General features: G+C 50.4%; 22 protein-coding genes. 3 read left to right on the top strand and 19 right to left on the bottom strand.

What is annotated here, in order from left to right; all coding sequences use genetic code 11:
• Window positions 1-83: 83 nt before the first annotated feature.
• The 9 genes from M2133_RS11775 to M2133_RS11735 all read right to left on the bottom strand — a co-directional run bounded on the left by M2133_RS11775 (window position 84) and on the right by M2133_RS11735 (window position 9,328).
• Window positions 84-1,202: a glycosyltransferase family 1 protein gene (locus M2133_RS11775; protein ID WP_277466336.1), complete on the bottom strand. Its 1,119-nt coding sequence runs from the start codon at window positions 1,200-1,202 to the stop codon at window positions 84-86.
• Entirely contained in the window at window positions 1,195-2,466 is a 1,272-nt protein-coding gene (locus M2133_RS11770) for a glycosyltransferase (RefSeq protein WP_277466335.1), read from the bottom strand. Before M2133_RS11770 ends, M2133_RS11775 begins: the two co-directional genes overlap by 8 nt.
• Window positions 2,463-3,554 (bottom strand): UDP-N-acetylglucosamine 2-epimerase (non-hydrolyzing), encoded by a 1,092-nt coding sequence (gene wecB, locus M2133_RS11765; RefSeq protein WP_277466334.1) that lies wholly within the window; start codon window positions 3,552-3,554, stop codon window positions 2,463-2,465. Before wecB ends, M2133_RS11770 begins: the two co-directional genes overlap by 4 nt.
• Window positions 3,551-4,852, bottom strand: coding sequence for a polysaccharide deacetylase family protein (locus tag M2133_RS11760; RefSeq protein WP_277466333.1), 1,302 nt, complete (start codon window positions 4,850-4,852; stop codon window positions 3,551-3,553). The genes wecB and M2133_RS11760 overlap by 4 nt, the downstream gene beginning before the upstream one ends.
• Window positions 4,849-5,793, bottom strand: coding sequence for a GNAT family N-acetyltransferase (locus M2133_RS11755; protein WP_277466332.1), 945 nt, complete (start codon window positions 5,791-5,793; stop codon window positions 4,849-4,851). Before M2133_RS11755 ends, M2133_RS11760 begins: the two co-directional genes overlap by 4 nt.
• Window positions 5,790-6,812, bottom strand: a complete 1,023-nt coding sequence (gene recA, locus M2133_RS11750; RefSeq protein ID WP_277466331.1) for a recombinase RecA — start codon at window positions 6,810-6,812, stop codon at window positions 5,790-5,792. Before recA ends, M2133_RS11755 begins: the two co-directional genes overlap by 4 nt.
• 24 nt (window positions 6,813-6,836) lie before the next feature.
• On the bottom strand, window positions 6,837-7,289 hold the full coding sequence (bcp, locus tag M2133_RS11745) for a thioredoxin-dependent thiol peroxidase (protein WP_277466330.1): 453 nt from the start codon (window positions 7,287-7,289) through the stop codon (window positions 6,837-6,839).
• Between the two features lie 6 nt (window positions 7,290-7,295).
• Window positions 7,296-8,015 carry a class I SAM-dependent methyltransferase gene (locus tag M2133_RS11740; RefSeq protein WP_277466329.1) on the bottom strand — a complete coding sequence of 240 codons (720 nt, stop codon included), beginning with the start codon at window positions 8,013-8,015 and terminating at the stop codon, window positions 7,296-7,298.
• 116 nt (window positions 8,016-8,131) lie between these two features.
• Window positions 8,132-9,328: a saccharopine dehydrogenase family protein gene (locus tag M2133_RS11735; RefSeq protein WP_277466328.1), complete on the bottom strand. Its 1,197-nt coding sequence runs from the start codon at window positions 9,326-9,328 to the stop codon at window positions 8,132-8,134.
• A gap of 148 nt (window positions 9,329-9,476) precedes the next feature.
• Here M2133_RS11735 and M2133_RS11730 point away from each other — a divergent pair, with 148 nt between their 5' ends.
• Entirely contained in the window at window positions 9,477-10,667 is a 1,191-nt protein-coding gene (locus tag M2133_RS11730) for an SAM-dependent methyltransferase (RefSeq protein WP_277466327.1), read from the top strand.
• 125 nt (window positions 10,668-10,792) lie between these two features.
• Here M2133_RS11730 and M2133_RS11725 read toward each other — a convergent pair whose 3' ends face one another.
• The 9 genes from M2133_RS11725 to M2133_RS11685 form a co-directional block, all read right to left on the bottom strand.
• Window positions 10,793-11,293: a hypothetical protein gene (locus M2133_RS11725; protein WP_277466326.1), complete on the bottom strand. Its 501-nt coding sequence runs from the start codon at window positions 11,291-11,293 to the stop codon at window positions 10,793-10,795.
• 49 nt (window positions 11,294-11,342) lie between these two features.
• Window positions 11,343-11,726, bottom strand: coding sequence for a hypothetical protein (locus M2133_RS11720; RefSeq protein ID WP_277466325.1), 384 nt, complete (start codon window positions 11,724-11,726; stop codon window positions 11,343-11,345).
• Between the two features lie 47 nt (window positions 11,727-11,773).
• Window positions 11,774-12,325, bottom strand: a complete 552-nt coding sequence (locus tag M2133_RS11715; RefSeq protein WP_277466324.1) for a sigma-70 family RNA polymerase sigma factor — start codon at window positions 12,323-12,325, stop codon at window positions 11,774-11,776.
• A gap of 47 nt (window positions 12,326-12,372) precedes the next feature.
• The gene (mazG, locus tag M2133_RS11710) at window positions 12,373-13,179 is read right to left on the bottom strand and encodes a nucleoside triphosphate pyrophosphohydrolase (protein WP_277466323.1); all 807 of its coding nucleotides are present in this window, start codon (window positions 13,177-13,179) and stop codon (window positions 12,373-12,375) included.
• Window positions 13,180-13,293: 114 nt separating this feature from the next.
• The gene (locus M2133_RS11705; protein WP_277466322.1) at window positions 13,294-15,261 is read right to left on the bottom strand and encodes a cytochrome c biogenesis protein CcdA; all 1,968 of its coding nucleotides are present in this window, start codon (window positions 15,259-15,261) and stop codon (window positions 13,294-13,296) included.
• A gap of 99 nt (window positions 15,262-15,360) precedes the next feature.
• Complete coding sequence (locus M2133_RS11700) at window positions 15,361-16,230, bottom strand: nucleoside phosphorylase (RefSeq protein WP_277466321.1); 870 nt, start codon at window positions 16,228-16,230, stop codon at window positions 15,361-15,363.
• Between the two features lie 7 nt (window positions 16,231-16,237).
• Window positions 16,238-17,233: a flotillin-like protein FloA gene (floA, locus tag M2133_RS11695; RefSeq protein ID WP_277466320.1), complete on the bottom strand. Its 996-nt coding sequence runs from the start codon at window positions 17,231-17,233 to the stop codon at window positions 16,238-16,240.
• A 30-nt stretch (window positions 17,234-17,263) separates the two neighbouring features.
• Window positions 17,264-17,752 (bottom strand): NfeD family protein, encoded by a 489-nt coding sequence (locus tag M2133_RS11690; protein ID WP_277466319.1) that lies wholly within the window; start codon window positions 17,750-17,752, stop codon window positions 17,264-17,266.
• A gap of 12 nt (window positions 17,753-17,764) precedes the next feature.
• Window positions 17,765-19,213: a tetratricopeptide repeat protein gene (locus M2133_RS11685; RefSeq protein ID WP_277466318.1), complete on the bottom strand. Its 1,449-nt coding sequence runs from the start codon at window positions 19,211-19,213 to the stop codon at window positions 17,765-17,767.
• A 112-nt stretch (window positions 19,214-19,325) separates the two neighbouring features.
• Here M2133_RS11685 and M2133_RS11680 point away from each other — a divergent pair, with 112 nt between their 5' ends.
• Together M2133_RS11680 and M2133_RS11675 are read left to right on the top strand one after the other, a co-directional pair.
• The gene (locus M2133_RS11680) at window positions 19,326-20,072 is read left to right on the top strand and encodes an ATP-binding protein (RefSeq protein WP_277466317.1); all 747 of its coding nucleotides are present in this window, start codon (window positions 19,326-19,328) and stop codon (window positions 20,070-20,072) included.
• A gap of 246 nt (window positions 20,073-20,318) precedes the next feature.
• Entirely contained in the window at window positions 20,319-21,719 is a 1,401-nt protein-coding gene (locus M2133_RS11675) for a C1 family peptidase (RefSeq protein ID WP_277466406.1), read from the top strand.
• Window positions 21,720-21,815: 96 nt separating this feature from the next.
• On the opposite strand, the gene M2133_RS11670 is transcribed toward M2133_RS11675, so the two are convergent.
• On the bottom strand, window positions 21,816-23,303 hold the full coding sequence (locus tag M2133_RS11670) for a RagB/SusD family nutrient uptake outer membrane protein (RefSeq protein WP_277466316.1): 1,488 nt from the start codon (window positions 23,301-23,303) through the stop codon (window positions 21,816-21,818).
• Window positions 23,304-23,305 lie beyond the last annotated feature (2 nt).

The following is a 23,305-nucleotide window of genomic DNA, read 5'->3' as shown; positions in this document are numbered from 1 at the left end:
GGCCGCCGGAGTTTTCCAAAAGGCCGCCGGCCTTTTTCAAAAGGCTGCCGGCCTTTTTTTCGTTTCCAGAACGATGTATCTATTTACAGTAAATCTTTCAAGCGCTCTGCCTGATGTCGGTTCGAATAGTTGGGGAAAAGCAGTTGCTCCCGCTCGGCGATTCGTGCGGTGTTCATGGGCATTTGCATCAATTGCTCACAGGCGAGGATCATCTCCCCGGGTGTGTTGGCGATGGTGCATAAGTCGTCGAGGCCGCTGCCGGTGAGCATCAGGGAGTTGACCAATACGTGGCGGCCGCTGAAGAGGCTGTTCAGTAGCTTGAGTTTGAGGCCGGTATCCTGGAAGGTGATCAGTGTTTGGATCTGGGCGTTGCGCACCAGGTAGTCCATCTCGTCCTGGTCGGGGTTGGCTTTGATCTCGATATGGGCATAGGGCGCGGCGGCTTCGCGCAGATGGCGCGAAGGGTTCATGCCGGCGATGACGCACCGGTGCGGCAACTTGCTGAATACCTCGCGGATGAGGTAAAGCGCCGCAAATTCATTCTCGACAACGGAGAGGTTACCGTGATAGAGGATGAAATCGGATTGCCCGGGTTCGATCGTCACCCGGTCGTTGGCGTGGAAACTGGGCATATACTCCACTTCGACCTCGGGGAACTGCTTTTTCAGGTAGTCGGTATCGGCAGTCGAAACGACCAGCATCCGGTCGGCATGACGCAGTACCTTTTCGTACCGGTGGTAGCGCCAGGCTTCGACGCGGAGAAACGTTTTTTTGATCCATCCGCGGCTGGCTTTCGACAGGTGGTAGTAGTAATCGTGCTCGATATTGCTCTCCCGGTAGATCTTCAAGCGGTTTTTGAGCCGCTCGTCGTCCAGGTAGTAACAGGTATGCAGGGCTTCGAAAAGGATGGGGTAGTCGTTTTGCAACAGGTTGCTTATCAACGCGGGATCTTTCCGGCTATACACATTATAGGGCAGGAGGGAGAGATTTGTCCATAGGCCTGTCTTCCGTTTGTAGTAATACACTTTCACGCAGAACGCCTCCAGTTCGGGCGCCTCTCCGCGACCATAGTCGAAACAGTGGAGAATGATCTGCACGCCTGCCGCATGCAGGGCTTTCAGTTTGTAGTACACATCGATAATGCCGCCGTAGTTTGGCGGGGAAGGCACGTTGAACGAGATGATATGGATCGATTTATGCATGGGGTTCCGCTTTGTTTTCGGGTTTATCGGTCAACCGGTCGAAGAGCGTGGCGAACTGTCCGGCCTGTTCCTTGCGCGAATAGCGTTGCACTACCTCTTTGTCGACCGAAGAATGGGTATAACCGTTTATTTTCCAGGCTTTGTAATGGTGTTTCAGGAATTCGCATACCTCTTCCACATGGGTGGCTGCCAGTCCGGCGTGCGACTCCTCTAAAGCTTCTGCCAGGTAGCTTTCATCACTGCGGACGCATAGGATCGGCTTCTCCACGGCCAGCGATTCGAAGAACTTGGTGGTCATCGTGCCTTTCGGGCCGTTGCCCGTCGCTTTGTTGGTCAATAATAACAGGATGGAGCTATTGTTCAGGATATGCGGGATTTTCGCTCCGGAGACATAGCCTTTGAAGTTCATATATGATAAGACATTCTGCTTCTCTGCTTCACCGGTAATGATCTTCCACGAAGCTTCGTCGACATACCAATGCACCTGGCAATCGGGCGGGTAGATCACTTTCTCTTTGATCAGGATCGACAGCGCTTCCAGGAAGAGCGACGGGTCGCGCAGGGCGGGGCTGAGCAGGCGGCCGGTATAGGTGATGATAAAGTGGCGGGTCGGTGTCGTCTCCGGGTAGAACAACTCCGGATCGAAGCCATTGTAGATCAGTTCGACGTTCGGATTGTACCGCTTTAGCATCTGCACGTGCCAGGGTGAGATGGTGGTTACGCCTTGCGCCTTTTTCAATACCCTGTTGCGCACGCGAAGTCGCTTCTTGAGGAAGAGCGGGGTGCACATCCGTCCGATCCCTCCTTTGGGCGCCATGTCCGAGAGGAACTCTTCGCCGGCATATTGCTCCACAATATCGCGCAGGTCGACAACCAAGGGCACCTTCAGCCGGTTCGCGATCTTCCGGGCGGCAGCGAGGGGAAAGGTGTTGAAGCTGCTGCACAAGACGAGGTCGAACGATTCTTCCCGGCAGATCCGCAGGGCGGCTTTATACATCTTCCGGTCTTTGTAGCCCGACAGGAAGTCGCGCAGCATGGTGAAAAACCATTGTCTCCGACGGGCTTTCTCTTTTCTTGCCGTGTAGAAGTTCACCTGTTCCACCCGGCAGAGGTTAGTCAGGAAATGAAAGGCGTGTTCGTCTTCCACCGTCTCCGTGAGCACGGTCGGCTCCCAACCAAACACCCGGAGGTACTTACACAAATAACCCATACGTGGCCCGAAAGCCGGAGGGAACAGGTCGCACAAAATCAATACTTTCTTCATAACAACCGAATGATTGCACCGGCGGCATCACCGCTTCCATATTCCAGGATCTCTTCTCTGTCTTCCGGTATATTATTCATACAAAAAAGGATATCCTCGGTTTGATAACCCGCTACCTGGTTCCAACCCGACTTGATCGTTTCCACCCACTCCGTTTCTTCGCGCAAGGTGATGCAAGGAGTGCGGTGGAAATAGGCTTCTTTCTGTACCCCTCCGGAATCGGTCAGGATCGTTGCCGCATGCTTCTCGAGCATCACCATGTCGAGGAACGACAGGGGAGCGGTCAGGAGAATGCCGGGATGGGCTTCAAGGGAAGCCATCCATCCGTATTGCTCCAGACACGACCGGGTGCGGGGATGTAGAGGGATCACCACCGGGCGATCCGTCTGTCCGATACCTTTGAGGGCTTCCACGATGGAGCCCAACCGTTCCGGCTGGTCTGTATTTTCGGCGCGGTGCACCGTGCAGAGATGAAAAGACTTGCTATTGAGTTGCAGGCGATCGAGGATCGTGGAAGAGCTGTTGGCTATATCGGCGAAAAGGAGGGCCGCGTCGTACATGACATCGCCCACATGGTGTACCCCTTTGTGTATGCCTTCCTGTTCCAGGTGGCGGATCGCGGCAAAGGTGGGACAACAGAGCAAGGTAGAGATATGATCGGTCAATACCCGGTTGATCTCTTCCGGCATCCGGCGGTTGAAGCTGCGCAGGCCGGCTTCGATGTGCACTACCGGGATATGTAGTTTGGCGGCGGCGAGCGCTCCGGCCAGGGTCGAATTGGTATCGCCGAAGACCAGGACGTAGTCGGGGCAGGTCTCCATCAGGATCTTCTCGATCGCGATAAGCATCTGCCCGGTCATCTCGCCATGGGTGCCGTTGCCGCAGTTGAGCTGCCAGGTTGGTTGGGCGATTCCCATTTCCTGAAAGAAGATATCGCTCATATTGGCGTCGTAATGCTGGCCGGTATGAAGCAGCTGTTCTTCGATAAAGGGATGTTTCCCTTCCGAATTATATTGTTGTATCGCACGGCTGACCATAGCCGCTTTGACAAATTGGGGGCGGGCTCCTACTATCGTAATTATTTTCATTCGCGTATGAGTTCGTTTAACAAGAGGGTGTAAAGCTTTCGCTGATAGCTTTCGGGCTTTTCGATCAATGAGGTGTTGTGCCACAATAAGGTGACCTCTCCTCCGACCTGTCGGATCTGCTCGAACAGTTCGAGACAATAGATCGTTGCTTCTTCGTCGCCTAAAGCCATATATTTCGGATCGTCGAGCGTACAATCCATAAGGATCAGCGGATGCAGGGTCAGTGGCGATAATCGTCGGGTGACTGGATTGATGGCCTGTACGGGGTAGGAGGTGCCCAAGCGGAAACCGGCGATATCGGCGTACCCCATCGTGTAATCGTCGGTGATCTTAGCGGCTTCCAGCGATTCGATGTCTTCCGGTTGGCGCAAGGCCAGGAAATGATGCCGGTTGCAGGTGATCGGATGACCGACAGCACGTTCCAATCGTTTCTTTTCCCGAAGAATATAGTGTGGTTCTCGTCCGGCCTGGTAACTGCTGTGCAGGCCGATCGTCCCGTTTTGTCTTTTGATGGCATCCAACAGGGATTGCATATCCCGGCTTTTCAGGTTGTAATGGGGTTTATCCTGCGGACTGCTTCCGCCGGCTTTCAGAAAATAGAAAGCTTGTGCCTTTGCGTTGTCGCTGATGGAGGTCAGTGCGTTGTTTTGTTCGAACAGGAAAGGAAAGGTATAAAAAGGATCGTTCTCCAACGGACCGAATTTAGCCCGAATGGCTCCGGTCAGACTCCGGTTGTCCCGGAAATGGCGCACCAGACCTTTCCAGGAACGGTAGAGGAAAGGGGCATCGATATCATGCGTCAGGTTGATCTTCCGAATACCTTTGGGAATCTCGGGGATATTCCGGTTGGTTTCCCTGAGCCAGCGGCGCAATAATAGGCGGTATTCGTCGATGACGGGACGATGGATAAAGCCGGCCCGGTAAGGAAGCGACTCGTTTCCGGGGAAGCGTCCGTGTTCGTCCCGGCTGTTTCGCTTTAACATCTCTTCGTAACGGCTGATCAGGAAATAGCTACTGGCGATCAGGTCGGCGTGCGTCACTAAGGTGTCGCCAATCTTTTCGATCCTGGGCACCCCGAACAATAGCGGGATCCCTTCTATCTCATGCAAGGGCAGCGGCGGCAAAGAGGCGGGCGTGCCATACGTCTGTTCGTCGAAGAAACCGGAAGGAATGATGACAGTTGTATATTTATGGAATAAACTGCGGTCGGAGGTATATCCAATCGTAGCACACAAGTCGGGCGAGAGATCATCGCCCAGCAAGAAGCGGATAATATAATCTAAAGTTTTATTCATCATAGCAGGCGTTTACATTTCAACCATGCTCTATGTATTAAACTGAGATTCCCTTTGCTTATTGTAAAGTAAGGCATTTGTATGGCTCCGAACTCCCGGAAGAAACGCTCGACGCCGGGCAGCATAGAGCCCTCGAAGTCGAACCGTTCGCTCTTTCCCGCCGTATACCGGATGGCTTCCCACATCAATAAACTATGGGCGCCGGACTTGCGGTAAGCCGGATCGCCACCCCCGGCGAGGTAATACGCTGAGCTTTCCTGCCAGACCACAAAAATAGCTGCGTGGAGATTGCCGTCCGGATCGTAGCCTCCCCACAATTCTCCCTGTCCTCTTTCTTTGCATCCGGCGATGATTCTCCGCAAGACCTTCTCGTTTTTGACGGAAAGCCCCTGCCGTTTGAACGTTTTCCGGAAGACGGACAGAAAATCATCTACGGGAATAGCAGTTTCTACCCGGATCGCATATTTCTCCCGGGCTTTGAGGATATTCCGGCGGGTATGCCCGCTCATCTCTTCCCATAGCTTGTTCGGATCGCTGAGGTCGGGCAGGAGATAGGTGTAGCGCGTAGTCTGCCGGTAGCCTTCCCAGTAGAAAGGAAGCCAGTCGGTCACGTCGTAATGGAAGTATTGAAAGAAATGGGGGTATTTTCTTAGTTGTTCGGCAAAGGTTTTGCACAAAATCTGGCGCTGGGTCAGCGCTGAGGTGTATTTGGTGTCTTCGGAAAGCGGGGCAAACCAGGGACCCATCGTCTGCGTGAAAGGAGGCATCGATACAACCCCTTTGTGTGGAGTGTAAAGGGGCAGTGTGGCCTGCACCTGCCCTTTCTCTTCTATCCACAAGACATCCCAGTTGCTCTCACCGCACACCATGTCCAACCACCAGTCGCGCGAGAAGAGCGGGATGGATTTGTCGTTGAGGCATAGTGTGCGGTATTGAGACTTCATTTCTTCAGTGCTTCCATAATCAATCCGGTAATCTCTTCGGCTAATTCCGGATTATCATTTACACATTGTTTCGCAGCGTCACGGCCTTGCCCCAGCTTGGTATCATTATAGCTAAACCAGGAGCCGCTTTTCTTGACAATATTCAAGTCTACCCCCAGATCGATAATCTCTCCGGAATGGGAAATGCCTTCGCCAAACATAATATCGAATTCCGCTTTGCGGAAAGGAGGCGCCACTTTGTTTTTTACCACCTTGACGCGCACCTGATTCCCTTTCACCTCATCTCCGTCTTTCAAAGAAGAGATCCGGCGAATGTCCAAGCGGACAGATGCGTAGAACTTCAATGCATTACCACCGGTTGTCGTTTCGGGATTGCCGAACATCACACCGATCTTATCGCGTAACTGATTGATAAAGATACAAGTCGTATTGGTCTTGTTGATTGCTGCCGTCAATTTGCGAAGGGCTTGCGACATCAATCGGGCTTGCAGCCCCATCTTGCTTTCACCCATTTCGCCTTCGAGCTCCGCCTTGGGCGTCAAAGCGGCAACAGAGTCGATCACCACGATGTCAACCGCGGAAGAACGGATCAATTGCTCGGTGATCTCCAGGGCTTGCTCTCCGCTGTCGGGCTGGGAGATATACAGGTTGTCGATATCCACGCCCAGTTTGGCGGCATAGAAACGATCGAAAGCATGTTCCGCATCGATAAAGGCGGCAATGCCTCCTGCTTTCTGGGCTTCCGCTATCGCGTGGATTGCTAAGGTGGTTTTACCGGAAGATTCCGGTCCGTAGATCTCAATCACCCGTCCGCGCGGGTAACCTCCGACGCCCAGCGCGGCATTGAGCCCGATGGAGCCGCTGGGGATGACTTCAACCTGTTCGACGATCTCGTCGCCCATTTTCATGATGGATCCTTTGCCGTAGCTCTTTTCTATTTTGTCCATTGCTGCACGTAGCGCTTTCAGTTTGTCTGCGTTAGCGCCCTGCGGTTCCAGATTTTTCTCTTCTTTTGCCATTTTGTTGTCTTTTTTTCTGAATTATTACTTAGTTAAGATCTGATTCGCATGATCTTTTGTTTTCACTTCTTTGGGACCGATGATCTTTTCGATCACGCCCTCTTCGTTGATGATAAAGGTCGTCCGGTTGGTTCCCATATACTTCCGTCCATACATGCTTTTCTCTGCCCAAACGCCGAATTGCTGCTGTAAGGTCGTCTCCGTATCGGCAATCAGGTTGAAAGGCAATTCATGTTGATCGATGAACTTCTGATGTGATTGGGCACTGTCTTTGCTCACACCGACCACTTCATATCCGGCTTTCTTCAGTTCCTGATAGCCGTCGCGCAGGCTGCAGGCTTCAGCCGTACATCCGCTGGTATTGTCTTTCGGGTAGAAATAGAGTGCCAGCTTCTTCCCTTTGAAGTCGCTCAGTTTTATTTCATTCCCCTTTTGATCTTTCCCTAATATCTCGGGGGCTTTATCTCCTATATTCATAGTCTTTTATTTTTTTGAGAGAATAACCACATCCTGAAAGTCCAAAGCGTCAGCGTTTGCCGACCATGCTCCATAATGGATGGCATCCGCTTTTAGCCCTTTTTCTTCCAGGAATGTATATAAAAGCTCTTCTTCCAATGCAATATTGGCTTCTTTTACTCTTTTATCGATCAGGCTGTATCCTTCGTATGCATGTTTGAAATCAAAGAAGGTTTGCTTTGCCGCCATTTTTTCTTTGACTTCTTTATTGAGTAAAAAGAAGGTAGCCAGGCATTTCCCGTCGGTTTTCAATACGGAAGAGATCTGTTCGAGATAGTTCAGAATATCTTCAGGCATCATGTGCGTGAAAACAGAGGTCAATACGATGCAGTCGAAAGAGTTGTTCTCATAAGGAAACTTGAAGTGCCTGGCTTGATTCTCGGTCTTTAAATTATACAAATCATTTTTCAGATCGATATGGAGGAAATGGAAGTTGGGGTATTTACTACTGATCTTCTTCTCGCACCAGTCGATTCCTTTTTTGACAATATCAAAACCTTCATACGATCCTTGTCGATCCAGGTAAGTCGTTAAGGCAACCGCCAACCGCCCAATGCCGCATCCGACATCCAATACACGGCTGTCGGGACGTAATCCGGCGTGTTTCTTTAAAAGCTCCATAAGGTGTAAGCCTTGCTTCTCAAAGTCGCCTGCTCCTATAAAGATCATCCCGCGAGGAGGGATCATCTCTTTTCGTCTTCCCGTTATACTGTCATACGTATCTATGGGAAGATAATAAAGCCGTCGTGCGACAAAGCGCATGGAAGGAGATAAGCTGTAATAAATGTTTCTCAATAGACCCATTAGAGTTCCAGATCGATATTAAATTGTTCATGCCAGGGCAGTCCCTGTTCGTTCAATTCGGCCATAAACGGATCCGGATCGAACTCTTCCGTATTCCATACACCCGGTTTCTTCCAGATGCCCTGCAGGAAAAGTTTGGCGCCGATCATGGCCGGCACGCCGGTCGTGTAGCTGACCGCCTGTGCACCTGTCTCTTCGAAGGCTGCCCGGTGGCTGGCGTTGTTGTAAACGTAGTAGGTCAGGACCTTTTTGTCTTTACTGATCCCGCGGATGCGGCAACCGATCGAAGTCTCCCCTTCGTAGTTCTCTCCCAGCGATCCCGGATCGGGCAATACGGCTTTGAGGAACTGGATGGGTACGATCTCTACGCCGTTGTACAGAATCGGTTTGATGCTATCCATGCCGATGTTTTGGATGACCCGCAGATGCGTCAGGTATTCTTGTCCGAACGTCATCCAGAAACGGGCGCGTTTGATGGTCGGGAAGTTCTTGACCAGACTTTCCAACTCCTCATGATACATCAGATAAGATTCGCGCGGACCGATATTCGGATAGTTCAACGGTTGGTGAACAGACAGCGGGTCGGTTTCTTTCCACTGTCCGTCTTCAAAGTATTTGCCGCGTTGGGTGATCTCCCGGATATTGATTTCCGGATTGAAGTTGGTGGCAAAGGCTTTGTGATGATCTCCTGCGTTGCAGTCGACAATATCGAGATACTGGATCTCATCAAAATGGTGCTTGGCTGCATGCGCCGTGAAGATACTGGTCACGCCCGGATCGAATCCGCATCCGAGGATCGCCGTCAAGCCCGCTTTCTCGAAACGGTCTTTGTAGGCCCACTGCCAGCTGTATTCGTATTTGGCTTCATCCAGCGGTTCATAGTTTGCCGTGTCGAGGTAGCTGACACCATATTCCAGACAGGCGTCCATAATGGACAGGTCTTGATAAGGCAGGGCCAGGTTGACAACCAGATCCGGTTCATACGCTTTGAAAAGAGTCACCAGTTCTATTACATTGTCTGCATCGACCTGAGCCGTCTGTACTTTCATATTCGGAATGTCTGCAGCAATCTGATCCGCTTTGCTTTTGGTTCGAGTAGCGATCATAATGTCGGTGAAAACATCCGGATTCATTGCCATCTTTTTTACCGCAACGGTGCTCACGCCCCCTGCGCCGATAACTAATACTTTTCCCATTTATTCAATAGAATTAATCTTGTTATTAATTGTTTACTTAGTCTTGTAACCAAGGAACAAATATAACAGTATTCTTTGAATATCCGTGAGAGTTCGAAGTGAAAAACCGTTCATTCATTACTTTACAAAAACTCACTATCTTTGCGGCATGAAGTTAGATTTGCAGACGAAAGCGTTTATACGGGAGCATGGCGGAGATGATCTTTCCCGGTTACTGCTGAGCGCATCGCGTTATCCGGAGGTAGATATGCCTTTTGTGGTCGATCAGATCGCGGCTCGCCGACAGATTCGCGATAAATTGCCTTCGTGGTATGCGTTTGAAGATCTGATCTATCCTTCCCGGTTGGCGGCCGAACAATGTTCGTCGGAGCAGACGGCACGTTATAAGCAAAGGTTGGTAAATGCAGAGGATCTTGTTTGTGATCTGACCGGAGGATTAGGAGTCGATAGCCATTCTTTTTCCCAAAAAGCAAAAGAAGTTCTCTATATCGAACGGTTTGAAAACTATGCGGAAGCGGCTCGGCATAATATGGCAGTATTGGGAGCCCGGAATATTCAGGTTCGGCAAGGGGATACTACGGAAATGATTGCCGCTTTGCCCGATCCGGATGTCTTTTATATCGATCCGGCGCGCCGGGGGGAATCCAATAAGCGATTGTTCGCATTGGAAGATTGCGAACCGGATCTGTTAACGCTTCTTCCGGACCTGTTGAAGAAGGCACCCCAAGTGATTGCCAAGATCTCGCCGATGGCGGATATCGACCATACTTTGAAGTTATTACCTCAAACCGCAGCCGTTCATGTCTTGTCGGTCAGGAACGAATGCAAAGAATTGCTTTTTGTGATCGAACGCGAGCCGCAAACCGCGGCCGTTCCGGTTTCTTGTATGGATTTCAATGCGGTGGGCGAGGAGCGTACCTTCCGGTTTATGCGCGAGGAAGAACAAGGTGCCCAACCCGTCTATGCAAATACCTTGCGGACGTATCTGTATGAACCGAATGCTTCCGTGATGAAAGCGGGCGCCTTTAAAAGCATTGCCGTTCAGTATGATATGGAAAAGTTGGGCATGCATAGCCATTTGTACACTTCCGACCGCTTGATCGATGATTTCCCGGGACGGACTTTCGAGATCCGGGAAGTAATCCCTTTTCAGCATAAAACCCTTAAAACCCTATCCCGCCGATACCCCAAAGCAAATATCACCGTCCGCAACTTCCCTCTGACGGTGGAAGAACTGCGTCGGCGAACCGGTATCCGGGAAGGCGGCGATGTCTACCTATTTGCCACCCTCTTGGCCGATGGTCAGAAAGTTATTCTGGAAGGACAAAAGAAAGGATAGGATTGGGAGCGGAAATGCGAGGGGCTAAAAAAATCAAAGGGGAACCGACATCACGTCGCCACCCCTCCCTTAACTTAAACGCCAAAACTAAATCTAAACAAAAAACACAAATAATGATAATTTCTTTATTTCTTCTTTTGATTCTCCGGGTTACCTTGCGGTCTTCCGCTGTTCCCATGTTGTCCGGAATTTCCTCTCATAAACTGACGGGCAAATTTGAATTCGGCGTCTCTGTATTTATAGAGTTTCTCCGGTGAGAGAATCTTTTTAAACTTTTCATAATACTCTTTATCCAACTCGGCTTCTCTGATGCTTACCTCCAGACAGGTGTCAATTGCCTTGGTGTATTCTTCCGCTGTCGGATTTTCTTTTCTGTTTACTTCTCTGGATAGACTACGACATTCTCTGCCTATTTCAAACCTTTTGCGTCGTAACTCATCACACAGAGGAATAAATTCGGCCGCTTCTTCAGGGGTTAATCCGATCTCCGCGGTAATGAAAGCGTTTCGTTTTGCTTCGAAGGCTTCCCGGTCAAAATTTCTCTCCCTTTTGTTTTCCTGGGCGTTCGCGCCTAAAGAGATTAACATTGAAACCGCGACAAATGTAATAAAAAATATTTTATCCATACAAGTTTATTTACAAAATATATATAAAAACCATCGAGTTATTTGCATTTTATTCAGAAAAAGCCATTTCTTCTGCTAAAATATAGTTTGCATACTGATTTTCCAGATATTCTAAATACTCTTCATCCTCGTCGTAGAAGTCAGTAGACACTTCGGTATGTACCAAAAGCGGCTCTTGGGTTTGCCCGCTCTCGTCAGTATTTGTAATGCCGATAAGTGCCCTGAAGAACAGGAGAAGCCCGACGAAAACTGCGGCCATATACAGCCAGGGGCGGATACGGTCGGCCATGGAGACGACTTTCGCCGGCTCGCGGGCCGGTTGCTCGGGGAGGTTACTCATGATCTGCGTCGTGAGGTTCTCAAAGTATCCTTCAGGTACTTTGAACGGATTCTCTCCCTTGAATTCTTCCAGATTGGATTGTCTCTTTTTCATAAACACTTACTTTTACTGTAGCTTAGACGATACGAACTCTAAATGGTTTAAAGATCTTTTGTTAAAAACTCCTCGACTTTTTTTACCGCATGGTGATAAGAGGCTTTCAAGGCTCCGACGGAGGTCCCCAATATGTCAGACATCTCATCGTATTTCATTTCATCAAAGTATTTCAAGTTGAATACAATGCGTTGTTTCTCCGGTAAGGAGAGAATCGCCTGCTGTAATTTCATCTGGGCTTCCTCGCCATCGAAATACTCATCGCCTTTCAGCCGTTCCAACAGGAAGACATCCGTATCGTCCATGGATATATTGTTCATGGCACGTTGCTTGTTCAGGAATGTGATGCATTCATTGAATGCAATCTTATACAACCAGGTTGACATCTTGGCCTCTCCCCGAAAGTAGTCGATGTTTGTCCACGCTTTCAGGAAAGTGTTCTGGAGTATATCGTTCGCATCATCATGATCCAAAACCATTTTACGGATCTGCCAATAGAGCTTTTCGCCATACATGCTCACAATCTTCGTAAACGCGCTCCGTTGTTTTTCCGGATCGCGCAACTGCTTCACAATGTCATCTTCGGTATATTGCTGCATTTTCTCTAATTTGGCATAAATATATAGAAAAAATTATGAATTATGAATTATGAGTTATGAGAATGAGGCTCTTTTTCATTTCTTTTGGCTTCATTCCATATCCGGTCCATTTCTTCGAGCGTCATTTCTTTGAGTGAGCGTCCCTGCTGCTTGGCATAGGCTTCCAGATAATTGAATCGGCGGATGAATTTCTGGTTGGTACGTTCCAACGCATTATCCGGATTGATCTTGTAGAGGCGGGCGGCATTGATCAGGCTGAAAAACAGATCGCCGAATTCGTCTTCCATCCGGTCGTCTTCCATCCGGTTGATCTCGGTCTGAAGTTCGCTCAGCTCTTCCCGTACCTTATCCCATACCTGTTCGCGTTCTTCCCAGTCGAAGCCGACATTGCGCGCTTTGTCCTGGATCCGGTGCGCTTTGACGATGGAGGGGAGCCCGGCCGGTACGCCTTGCAGTACGGTTTTACTGCCTCCTTTTTCTTTGAGTTTGATCTGTTCCCAGCTTTGTTCGACCTGCTGCGGGGTATTGGCTTCGGCGGTGCCGAACACATGGGGGTGGCGGAAGATCAGCTTGTCGCAGATCGCGTTACACACCTCTTTGATATCGAATGCTTCTTTCTCTTCCCCGATCTTGGCATAGAATACAATATGCAATAAGAGGTCGCCCAGTTCTTCTTTGATCCCGTTATTATCGTCGCGGATTAGGGCGTCGCAGAGTTCGTAGGTTTCTTCGATGGTGTTGGAGCGCAGGCTTTCGTTGGTCTGTTTGCGGTCCCAGGGGCATTTCTCCCGGAGCTCATCCATCACATCCAATAGGCGGCCGAAGGCTTGTAGTCGTTCTTCTTTGTTAGTCATTTATCATTGTTTTTTGGGCTTCCTATGAGCTCTTATGAGCTCTTATGAGTTCCTATGAATTCATAAGAACTCATAAGAACTCATAGGAGTTCATAAGAACAGTCCTTAACCCCCTTATTTCTTATACTGCTTCAGCCCCTCTTGCAAGAACTGAATGTATTTCGATACATCTTCATTGTAGGCATAGGAGGGACCTAACGGCTTTCCTTCGTTGTCGAGCAGGACGTAGAAGGGTTGGGCGTTCGCCCCAAACTTACTGCGTTGCAGGTAGCTCCATTTGTCGCCTACGGTTTTCAATTTCCGCGTCTTACCATATTCTTCGATCTCTATCGTTTCCGGCAGGCGGGTCTTGTCGTCCACAAACAGGGTGATCAGGACATAGTCGTTCTCCAGTATCTGTTTGACTTTCGGATCGGTCCACACGGCATTCTCCATCTTCCGGCAGTTCACGCAGCCGTAACCGGAGAAGTCGATCATCACCGGTTTATTCATCCGTTTGGCATACGCCATGCCGGATTCGAAGTCGTCGGAATAGGCATGTACTTCATCGTCGTAAAGATTGAAATCCTGAGTATAGAGCGGAGGAGCAAAAGCACTGATGGCTTTCAATGGCGCCCCCCAGAGTCCCGGAACCATATAGATGGCAAAAGCAAAAGAGACGATCGCCATAAACAGGCGGGGTACGCTGACAAACTTCAGGTCGCTATCGTGGCTGAACTTGATCTTGCCGATCAGGTAGAAGCCCAAGAGCGCAAAGATCACAATCCAGAGCACCAGGAATACTTCCCGGTCGAGGATGCGCCAGCCATACGCCAGGTCGGCAACGGAAAGGAACTTCAAGGCTAACGCCAGTTCCAGGAATCCCAGTACCACCTTCACGGAATTCAACCATCCACCGGATTTGGGCATGTTCTGAAGCATATTCGGGAAGATCGCAAAGACACTGAAAGGAATAGCCAATGCCAGAGCGAAGCCGAACATACCGATCGCCGGGCCAAACAACGAGCCCATAGAAGCCGCCTGCACCAGTAACGTGCCAATAATCGGTCCGGTACAGGAGAAAGAAACCAGTACCAGGGTGAAAGCCATAAAGAATATGCTCAACAGACCGGTCGTCGAGTCCGCTTTCTCATCCAGCTTGTTCGTCCACGATGCCGGCAATACCATTTCGAAGGCGCCGAAGAACGAGATGGCAAAAACAACCAATAACAAGCAGAACAATATATTGAAGACCGCATTGGTCGACAGGTCGTTCAGGGCGCTGGCACCGAAGATACCGGTGATCAATAGTCCCATCACCAGGTAGATCACAATGATCGAAACGCCGTAGGTCAGCGCATCGCGGATCGCTTTTTTGCGGTCTTTCGTCCGTTTGAGGAAGAAGCTGACCGTCATGGGAATCATCGGCCATACGCAGGGTGTCAACAGGGCAATCAGTCCGCCGACAAATCCTGCCAAAAGAATAAAGATCCAGGACGTATCGGCAGCGGAGACTACCGCATCGCCATAAGCTTTCATCTCGTCGATCACCGGTTCCCAGAGCACACGGTTGTCGGTCAGCCCTGTCGCTGCAGCGGGTGGCGTAGCCAAGGTCAGCGGTTGGATATCGACCGGTTGGCTGGCGGCCGGAGCATCGCCGAAATCAAATTCGATCCGGTCGGGTGGGGTACAGGTCTCGTCGTTGCAAGCCATATACTCCAATTCACCAGCGATCTTGAAGGCATTGGCGTCGGTCACCTTGAACGCCTGCCGGAAGCTGACCGTTCCGCCAAACCAGCGCAGGTTCATGGCGAACTGTTCGTCGTACACGGATATGGGTTCGACCGAAGCGGTCGGTGTGCCGATCAGTTCGGCACCGTTTACGGTCTCGAAGGTGAATGAGGTGGAGACGGGCCCGCCTTCGGGCAGGTTCATGTCGTAGAGGTGCCAACCCGGTTCGCAGGTCGCCGTGAATACAATTGCTTTTTCCACTGTGCCGTTATCTTCGAGGTTGATTTTCCACGTGACGGCTTCGAATATCTGCGCCTGCGCCGCTACGGTCCATAGGGTGAGGCTAATAATAATGTAAAGGAACTTTTTCATGTCCGATAAAATCTTTTCAGTGATTCGTTTAGTATGACGTTTTTAGGCTGCAAAGATATAAATAAAATGAAGAATGAGGAGTGCTCATTCTTCATTCTCTTATATTCTTTCCAACACCGTTTCGATCAGCCCGGTCAGGCTGTCTTTGTAGTTGGTGTTCATCTCTTTGGCTACGCGACCGGCGATAATGCAGCAGACCGTCAGGGCGCGGTGTCCCATCAGGGCGGACAGTCCGGCCAGGGCGGCACTTTCCATCTCGAAGTTCGTGATCCGGCAGCCGTCGTATTGGAAGGCTTCGATTTTGCGGTTCAATTCGGGATCGGCCAGGGGGAGACGCAGGAAACGCCCCTGGGCACCATAAAATCCGTTGGTCGCGATCGTACAGCCCCGGATGATATCCGACCGGGTGATCTGCTCGGTCAGCTCAGGGTCGGCAGGAATAACATAGGGCGAAAGGCCTTCGATCGACCAATTGAGCTGGTGGCAAAGGGCTGTTTCGAAGTCCATATCCCGCACATCCTCGTTCTCGCCATAGAAATAGATCACGCCATCGAATCCGATCGCCCGTTCGGCAGCGACATAGGTGCCGATAGGCACGGTGGGCTGCAGGCCACCGGAGGTGCCGATACGCACCAGCGTCAGTTGGCGGAACTCCGGACGGATCGTCCGCGTTTCAAAGTCGATATTGGCTAAGGCATCCAGTTCGGTCAGGACGATATCGATATTGTCTCCGCCGATACCGTGCGAGACGACCGTGATGCGTTTGCCTTTGTAGTTCCCGGTGATCGTGTGGAACTCCCGGCTTGACACATCACATTCGACGGTATCGAAGTAGGAGGCAATCGCAGTCACCCGGGCCGGATCACCAACAAGAATGATCCGGTCGGAAAGGTTTTCCGGTTTCAGATGCAGATGGAATGCACTGCCATCTGCATTGACCGGCATTTCAGAAGCGGGGATCGTACGCATCGTTTCTTTATTTAGATAAAGGTTTCGACTGCGTGCCTGTCGTCGGCTTGGCGATCGATTCGCGCATATCCGTATCGGCTTCGATATTCTTCATGCGGTAGTAATCCATGATACCCAGGTTGCCCGTACGGAAGGCTTCGGCCATCGCTTTGGGGATCTCCGCTTCGGCTTCGATCACCTTGGCGCGGGCTTCCTGTGCCTTGGCTTTCATCTCTTGCTCCATGGCAACAGCCATCGCGCGACGCTCTTCGGCTTTTGCCTGGGCGATGTTCTTGTCGGCTTGCGCCTGGTCCATCTGCAGGACGGCACCGATGTTTTTACCTATGTCGATATCGGCGATATCAATGGAAAGGATCTCGAAAGCCGTTCCGGCATCCAATCCTTTGCGCAGTACCAGTTTGGAGATCGAGTCCGGGTTTTCCAATACGGTCTCATGATTTTCGGCCGATCCGATAGAAGAAACAATCCCTTCGCCGACGCGGGCCAGGATGGTTTCTTCGCCGGCTCCCCCGACCAACTGGCGGATATTCGCCCGTACGGTCACACGCGCTTTGGCGATCAGCTGGATACCGTTCTTCGAAACGGCAGTCACGGGAGGCGTATCGATCACTTTCGGATTTACCGACATCTGAACGGCTTCGAACACATCACGGCCGGCCAGGTCGATCGCCGTAGCCATCTGGAAGGTCAGGTCGATATTCGCTTTCGAAGCGGAAACAAGTGCATGCACCACCCGTTCCACATGGCCACCGGCCAGGTAGTGGGCTTCCAGTTCATCACGGGTAAGCATCTTCAGCCCTGCTTTATGGGCTTCGATCATCGCGCGGGTAATCACCGAAGGTGGCACATTACGGATGCGCATCAGGAACAACTGCAAAAGAGAGATGTTCACGCCGGATACTTTGGCCGAGATCCACAACAGGAAAGGCACGTAGTAGAAGAACAGGATCAGCAGGAATACCGCTGCCGCCAGAAGAAGAAAAGGCATATAACTTATTTCCATTTGTAAAAGAATTAAGTGGCCGAGGCCGGTTTATAGATTGTTTGCGTTTGTTTCACTTTGGGGTACGACCACCACATTGTAGCCGTCCACCCGTACGACTACCACGGGGGTCTGCTCGTCGATAAACTCCTCGCGGGATTTGGCTTCCACCGTAATACCTTTGATACTGGCTTTTCCGATCGGTGCCAGGCGCGACAGGGTGATGCCTTCGTCGCCAACGGCGATGCCCAGTTCGCGGCTCGACGGCAGTTTGGAATCCACATCGGTATGCAAGGCGACCCGGCGGAAAGAGTTCTTCCGCAAGAGGAAGAAAAAGATCAAACCGAACAGGACGACTGAGGTGACCAGGGTGATGTGCCCGGCCGTCGCACTTATCGTATAGGCATAAATCGCTCCACCGACGGCAAACAAGGCTCCGCCGATGCCGGCGAACGTGATGCCGGGAAGCAAGAATATCTCCACCAGAACCAGCGTAATGGCCAATCCCATCAGGAAAGCGATAATGATAATGTTCAGCATATCTTTTCTTTGTTATCTGATGTTGTTTTTTCTCAAATAGACAATCTCCGCGTTACGGGCTTTCTTCTCCAATTCGTAGAGTTGAGAGAGGAGGGCGTCGGCCTTCTGCTCGTTTTGCAGGATCTGCGGACGCAACTGATCGCGCCGCGTATTGTTTCCTTCGTGGAAGGACTGGCGCAACTGGGCCATTTCTTTGTTGATCGCTTCGATCTGTTTGTTTATCTCAACGACTTTGCTGTAGATGTTGCGTGCTTCCGGGCTTTTAATCTCGTCGAGCGTGAAGTACACCCGGTCGTTACTGATCACAAACTCAAAGTCTTTCTGAACCTGGGTCTCTCCGAAAGGAATCACTTCGTGTGCCAACTGAATCTGCTGACTATAGTCTTCGCCTTCTTTCCAGGTCGCGGAGATGGGGTAGAGCATTGCCCGGGCGCGTTTCGTTTCGATCTCTTCGGCGTCGATCCGCGAGCGGTTGAGGTTGGGGATAAACAGGTAGACGCAGACCTGGTCGTCGGTCTGGTAGCGGTCGGAAACGAACCAGCCCAGTTTCTTCACATCGTCGAACACGATCATATAATCGTTGGCGGGTGAGTTATAAGGCATACCCAGTTGCTCCGGGGTGAGGTAGGTATCCGAATTGGTGTTGTAGCGTGTGACGAACAAGTCGTATCCTCCCAGCGAGTTGCCTCCGGTCGAGCCGTAATACAAGGTCACGCCATCGGAAAGCACGAACGGGAAGTTGTCTTCGCCCGCTTTCTCGGCGTTGATTGTCAGGGGTTTCTCGTCGCCCCAGTGATCCAACAGGTGGGATTGGGTGAACAGGCGGTAACCGTTCTCGGGTGTTTCCTGGGCGTAGAAGATCTTGTCTCCTTTCTGGTTCATATAGACGGTAGAAGAGGAGGCGGTGCCGGTCTGGAAGAAGTCGCGGAAAGGCGTCAGCGTCCCACTCTCTTCGCTTAAGACGTAAGCCGAGAGGAAGTCGTTTTTATTGACGATCATACTGTCGATCACCTGCACGTCTTCCACTCTTTCTAGCATCCGTTGGGCGTTTTCGGCCTGCTCTTTGCGTCGTTGGAAAGGTTCTATGTCTTGTTTCTTTTTCGTCAATAGGGTGATGTACTCGTCGAAGTGCTCGGCCGATTCGTCGAAGCGGTATAACTGGTAATACACTTCGGCCAGGTAGCGATAAGACTCCTGCACCTTCCGGTTCACACCGACCTTGAGGTATTTCTCGGCACCTTCCAGATCGCCGGTCTCAAAACAGCACACACCATACCAGTGATTATATGAACCGTTGTTGGGAGCTTGTTTGACCAAACGTTCGAAAGCCGGTTTTGCTTCGGCATATTGTCCTTCGTTGTATAGTTTCTTTGCCTGATCCAGACTTTGGGCCTGCAACCCTCCTCCACATATCCATAAAATCCCTAAAATAGAAATTATCTTTTTAGTAAAGCGTTTCATCGTAACCTACTTGTGTTGTAATGGTTTTCAGTTCAAAGATAATAATATTTTGTTTGAACCGTACGTTCGGTATAATAATTCTCTAATTTTGTCCGTGAATAGACGAGTAGGCATGGCAAAGGAGACAGTAGAGCAGAGGCAGTTGAGAAAGATCGAAGAGAAGGTGATCCGGGCGATCCGCAAGTACGATCTGATCGCCGATGGCGACCGGATCCTGATCGGTCTGTCGGGTGGAAAGGACTCGTTGGCGTTGGTTGAATTGTTGGCCCGGCGTTCCCGGATCTTCCGTCCCCGCTTCGAATTGGTGGTGGCGCATGTGGAGATGACCAATATCCCGTATCAGTCGGATATCGACTATCTCGCCGACTTTGTCCAGTCGCACGGCCTGTCTTTGATCCGGCGGCAGACCAGCTTCGACCCGTCGACCGACAAACGCAAATCGCCTTGCTTCCTCTGTTCCTGGATGCGCCGGAAAGCCCTGTTTGATATCGCCAAAGAAGAAAACTGCAACAAGATCGCGTTGGGGCATCACCAGGATGATATCCTGGAGACCCTGTTGATGAATCTTACCTTCCAGGGTGCGTTCGGAACCATGCCGCCCCGGTTGAAGATGGACAAGTTTGCGATGGAAATCATCCGTCCCCTCTGCCTGGTTCCTGAAAAAGAGCTGGCAGCACTGGCTGTCGCGCACGACTACCGCAAGCAAATAAAGAACTGCCCCTATGAATCCGGCTCCAGCCGTTCGGATATGAAACGCATCCTGGGCGAGCTCGAAGCCCTTAATCCGGAAGCCCGCTACAGCCTCTGGAACAGCATGACCCATATCCAGACCAATTACCTGCCTTCCGCCGAGAATTAATCGGTTTATGCCATAGAATTAGTCCGTTTATGCGGTAGAATTAATACGCTCACAGTTGGGGAACGAATATTCCCCAGCTGTGGAATTAATATTCCCCAATTGGGGAACCAATATTCCCCAGCTGTGAGCGTATTAATTCTACCGCATAGACGGATTAGTTCTACCGGTAGAAACGCTTAAAGTTCCTGAGCCTTTGATGAAAATTACCTATCTTTGCCCCATACAATATTAATAACGCTAAACATGATGAAACGAAACAAAGGAACCCTCGCCTTCTTGGCCTTAAGTCTGGTGCTATCTGTCTCCGCACAGAAAAACAACGGAGGTATCTCGCCCCAGATGTTACAACAAATCCAAAGTGCTTACCAGGAAACGCCGGCCGACAAGGCCATCCGCAACGCGATCAGCCTGAATGATATCAACCGCCTGGCGGTCAACTGGGACAGCAAGAATGATTTCGACACCTACTTCTCGCATCGGGTGAACAGTAAAGGCATCACCAACCAAAAGTCGTCCGGACGCTGCTGGCTCTTTACCGGCTTGAACGTCTTCCGTGCCAAAGCGATTGCCAAATACGATATGGGTGAGTTTAAGTTTTCGACCAACTACTCTTTCTTCTGGGATCAACTGGAGAAGTCGAACCTCTTCCTGCAGGGCATAATTGATACCCGGGACCGGGCGATGGACGACCGCCAGGTGGAATGGCTGTTTAAGAACGTGATCAACGACGGCGGGCAGTTCACCGGCGTATTCGATATCCTGACCAAATACGGAGTTGTGCCGGCCGAAGCGATGATCGAAACCAACAGCAGCGAGAGCACCGGACGTATGTCGAACCTGATCGGCTTGAAGCTCAAAGAATTCGCGCTCCAGCTTCGCGAAGCGGCTGCCGCAGGCAAGAAAACGGCCGAACTGGAAAAACAAAAGACCGAAATGCTGGCAACGATCTACCGGATGCTGGTATTGAACCTGGGCGAACCGCCGACGCAGTTTACCTGGACCCGCAAGAACGCCAAAGGCGAACCCGTAGAGACCAAAGAGTATACACCCCAGACTTTCTTCGATGAATTTATCGGCGGAGATATCGAGAACGGTTATGTCATGCTGATGAACGACCCGACGCGTGAGTTCTATCAACTCTACGAGATCGATTTCGACCGTCACCGCTACGACGGCAAGAACTGGACCTACGTGAACCTGCCCATCGAAGAGATCAAAGAAATGGCGATCGCTTCGATCAAAGACAGCACGATGATGTATTACTCCTGTGATGTGGGTAAATTCTTCGACCGCGACCGCGGCGTACTGGATGTGGATTATTACGATTACGGTTCACTCTTGGGCACCACCTTCGGTATGAATAAGGAACAGCGCATCCGTACCTTCGCCAGTGGCTCTTCGCACGCCATGACATTGATGGCTGTCGACCTCGATGCCAATGGCAAGCCAAAGAAATGGATGGTCGAAAACAGCTGGGGTCCCGGTGCCAACAACGGCCACCTGATCATCACCGACGAATGGTTCGACGAATACAGCTTCCGCCTGGTGATCGAAAACAAATACATCACCCCCAAAGTAAAAGAAGTGCTTAAGCAAAAGCCCATCCGCCTGCCCGCCTGGGATCCGATGTTCCAGGATGAGGAATAGGAGGATGTATCTAAAGTTTTTGTACGACAAGAAGAATCAGATAAAAAAAGGGAGAGGATAATGATCCTCTCCCTTTTTTAATGTTATGCATACGAATTATTTGGTATCATTCTGAACCATATTCGGATTGGCATCAAGCTCTTGCTTCGGAATCAGGAAGGTCATACGCCAGTCATTGGGCTCCAAACGACCTACGCCATTCCAGAATGTTTCGTTATGGCCTTTGTTCGTTCTATCCATTGGGATACCCATACGTTTGATATCTAACCAACGGAATCCTTCACCCCAAAGGTCGCAACGACGTTCCAGCAGGATATGCTGCAACAAGGCGTCGCCGGTAACAGTCGGTTTAACCGCTTCCGGGTCACGGTTGCTGGTCAGTGCAAAGATCACCTCCTGAGCTTCAGCATCCCGTCCCAGACGTGCCAATGCTTCGGCTTCGATCAGGTACATCTCACCGGCTTTCATATACAGATAATCGGTATCCCAATCTCCATATCCGGAGAATTTGTAACCTACATATTTGTGTTTACCACCGGCAAAATAAGACTTCATAACTGCTTCAGAGAAGAATTTTTCCGGTTGGAACAATTGCTTACGCAGGTCAGTATCTGCCATATGTTCCACCATTTCGGTGCTACCCAGTTTGTGGCTACCCAAGGTTGCATATCCACCAAACAAGGGGTCAATATGTGAGCAGAAAGAAGCATAACTGGTTTGTTGTTCCGAAATAAGCAGGGCGCCCCACATCCATTCCTGGTCGGTAGAGTCGGTCCATCCGCCTTTGTAATTATTCGTCAGTTTGTAGTTCTGCCGTGCTTTATTAGCCATATCCGCAGCCGTACTCCAATCGCCCATTGTCAAAGCAATACGTGCTTTAATACCCTGTGCAACAGGTAAGGTGATATAAGATTTATTCCCCCACGTTGTCGTGGATTGAGAAAGAGCAGCAATCGCGGCATCTATATCTTTCACAATCTGGTCGTAAACTTCTTTCACCGTAGAGCGAGGCAAGCGTTCGCCACTATCATCCAGTACCAAGGGAAGACCTAAATGCGTATTCGCACCACCCGGTTCGTACCGTTTCGCATACATTTGCACCAATTGATAATAAGAGAATGCCCGGAAAGCATGAGCCTGTCCTTTGATTGACAATCCTTTGGATTCATTCAAGGCAAAGTCGCCTGCATTTTCCACATTCAGGATAATCAGATTGGCATTATCAATCACATCATAATAATAAGCCCAGATATACTCCAGATCAGAGTTGGTCGCATTCGTGCTGACGAGGTATTGATACCAGCTAACGAACCAGCCGTACCCTCTTTCCGTTTGCAAAAGGTCATCCGCCATAAAGTCCATCACGATATCCACTGCTTTTTGACCAAAGCGTCCGTGGTTACCATAATACATATAGGTTGAACGGATCATACCGTTTAATGCCGTTTCAGCCCCCACTACAGTCGAGAACATATCATCGTCGCTCACACTGGTCGTCGGGTTTTTTTCCAGGTAATCTTCACTACATCCTGTTCCTAATAACAGGAGTGTACAAGCCAGAATGGAAGAAAATATTTTTTTCATAT

The organism is Parabacteroides sp. PF5-6, from assembly GCF_029504695.1.
Taxonomy (GTDB): Bacteria; Bacteroidota; Bacteroidia; order Bacteroidales; family Tannerellaceae; genus QVMG01.
This window is presented reverse-complemented; position numbering and strand designations above follow the sequence as displayed.

What these genes read in the sequence shown, in the direction of transcription:
- M2133_RS11775 (WP_277466336.1), bottom strand. Translation starts at nt 1,202, where the DNA reads ATGCATAAATCGATCCATATCATCTCGTTCAACGTGCCTTCCCCGCCA.
- M2133_RS11770 (WP_277466335.1), bottom strand. Translation starts at nt 2,466, where the DNA reads ATGAAGAAAGTATTGATTTTGTGCGACCTGTTCCCTCCGGCTTTCGGG.
- wecB (WP_277466334.1), bottom strand. Translation starts at nt 3,554, where the DNA reads ATGAAAATAATTACGATAGTAGGAGCCCGCCCCCAATTTGTCAAAGCG.
- M2133_RS11760 (WP_277466333.1), bottom strand. Translation starts at nt 4,852, where the DNA reads ATGATGAATAAAACTTTAGATTATATTATCCGCTTCTTGCTGGGCGAT.
- M2133_RS11755 (WP_277466332.1), bottom strand. Translation starts at nt 5,793, where the DNA reads ATGAAGTCTCAATACCGCACACTATGCCTCAACGACAAATCCATCCCG.
- recA (WP_277466331.1), bottom strand. Translation starts at nt 6,812, where the DNA reads ATGGCAAAAGAAGAGAAAAATCTGGAACCGCAGGGCGCTAACGCAGAC.
- bcp (WP_277466330.1), bottom strand. Translation starts at nt 7,289, where the DNA reads ATGAATATAGGAGATAAAGCCCCCGAGATATTAGGGAAAGATCAAAAG.
- M2133_RS11740 (WP_277466329.1), bottom strand. Translation starts at nt 8,015, where the DNA reads ATGATCCCTCCTCGCGGGATGATCTTTATAGGAGCAGGCGACTTTGAG.
- M2133_RS11735 (WP_277466328.1), bottom strand. Translation starts at nt 9,328, where the DNA reads ATGGGAAAAGTATTAGTTATCGGCGCAGGGGGCGTGAGCACCGTTGCG.
- M2133_RS11730 (WP_277466327.1), top strand. Translation starts at nt 9,477, where the DNA reads ATGAAGTTAGATTTGCAGACGAAAGCGTTTATACGGGAGCATGGCGGA.
- M2133_RS11725 (WP_277466326.1), bottom strand. Translation starts at nt 11,293, where the DNA reads ATGGATAAAATATTTTTTATTACATTTGTCGCGGTTTCAATGTTAATC.
- M2133_RS11720 (WP_277466325.1), bottom strand. Translation starts at nt 11,726, where the DNA reads ATGAAAAAGAGACAATCCAATCTGGAAGAATTCAAGGGAGAGAATCCG.
- M2133_RS11715 (WP_277466324.1), bottom strand. Translation starts at nt 12,325, where the DNA reads ATGCAGCAATATACCGAAGATGACATTGTGAAGCAGTTGCGCGATCCG.
- mazG (WP_277466323.1), bottom strand. Translation starts at nt 13,179, where the DNA reads ATGACTAACAAAGAAGAACGACTACAAGCCTTCGGCCGCCTATTGGAT.
- M2133_RS11705 (WP_277466322.1), bottom strand. Translation starts at nt 15,261, where the DNA reads ATGAAAAAGTTCCTTTACATTATTATTAGCCTCACCCTATGGACCGTA.
- M2133_RS11700 (WP_277466321.1), bottom strand. Translation starts at nt 16,230, where the DNA reads ATGCGTACGATCCCCGCTTCTGAAATGCCGGTCAATGCAGATGGCAGT.
- floA (WP_277466320.1), bottom strand. Translation starts at nt 17,233, where the DNA reads ATGGAAATAAGTTATATGCCTTTTCTTCTTCTGGCGGCAGCGGTATTC.
- M2133_RS11690 (WP_277466319.1), bottom strand. Translation starts at nt 17,752, where the DNA reads ATGCTGAACATTATCATTATCGCTTTCCTGATGGGATTGGCCATTACG.
- M2133_RS11685 (WP_277466318.1), bottom strand. Translation starts at nt 19,213, where the DNA reads ATGAAACGCTTTACTAAAAAGATAATTTCTATTTTAGGGATTTTATGG.
- M2133_RS11680 (WP_277466317.1), top strand. Translation starts at nt 19,326, where the DNA reads ATGGCAAAGGAGACAGTAGAGCAGAGGCAGTTGAGAAAGATCGAAGAG.
- M2133_RS11675 (WP_277466406.1), top strand. Translation starts at nt 20,319, where the DNA reads ATGAAACGAAACAAAGGAACCCTCGCCTTCTTGGCCTTAAGTCTGGTG.
- M2133_RS11670 (WP_277466316.1), bottom strand. Translation starts at nt 23,303, where the DNA reads ATGAAAAAAATATTTTCTTCCATTCTGGCTTGTACACTCCTGTTATTA.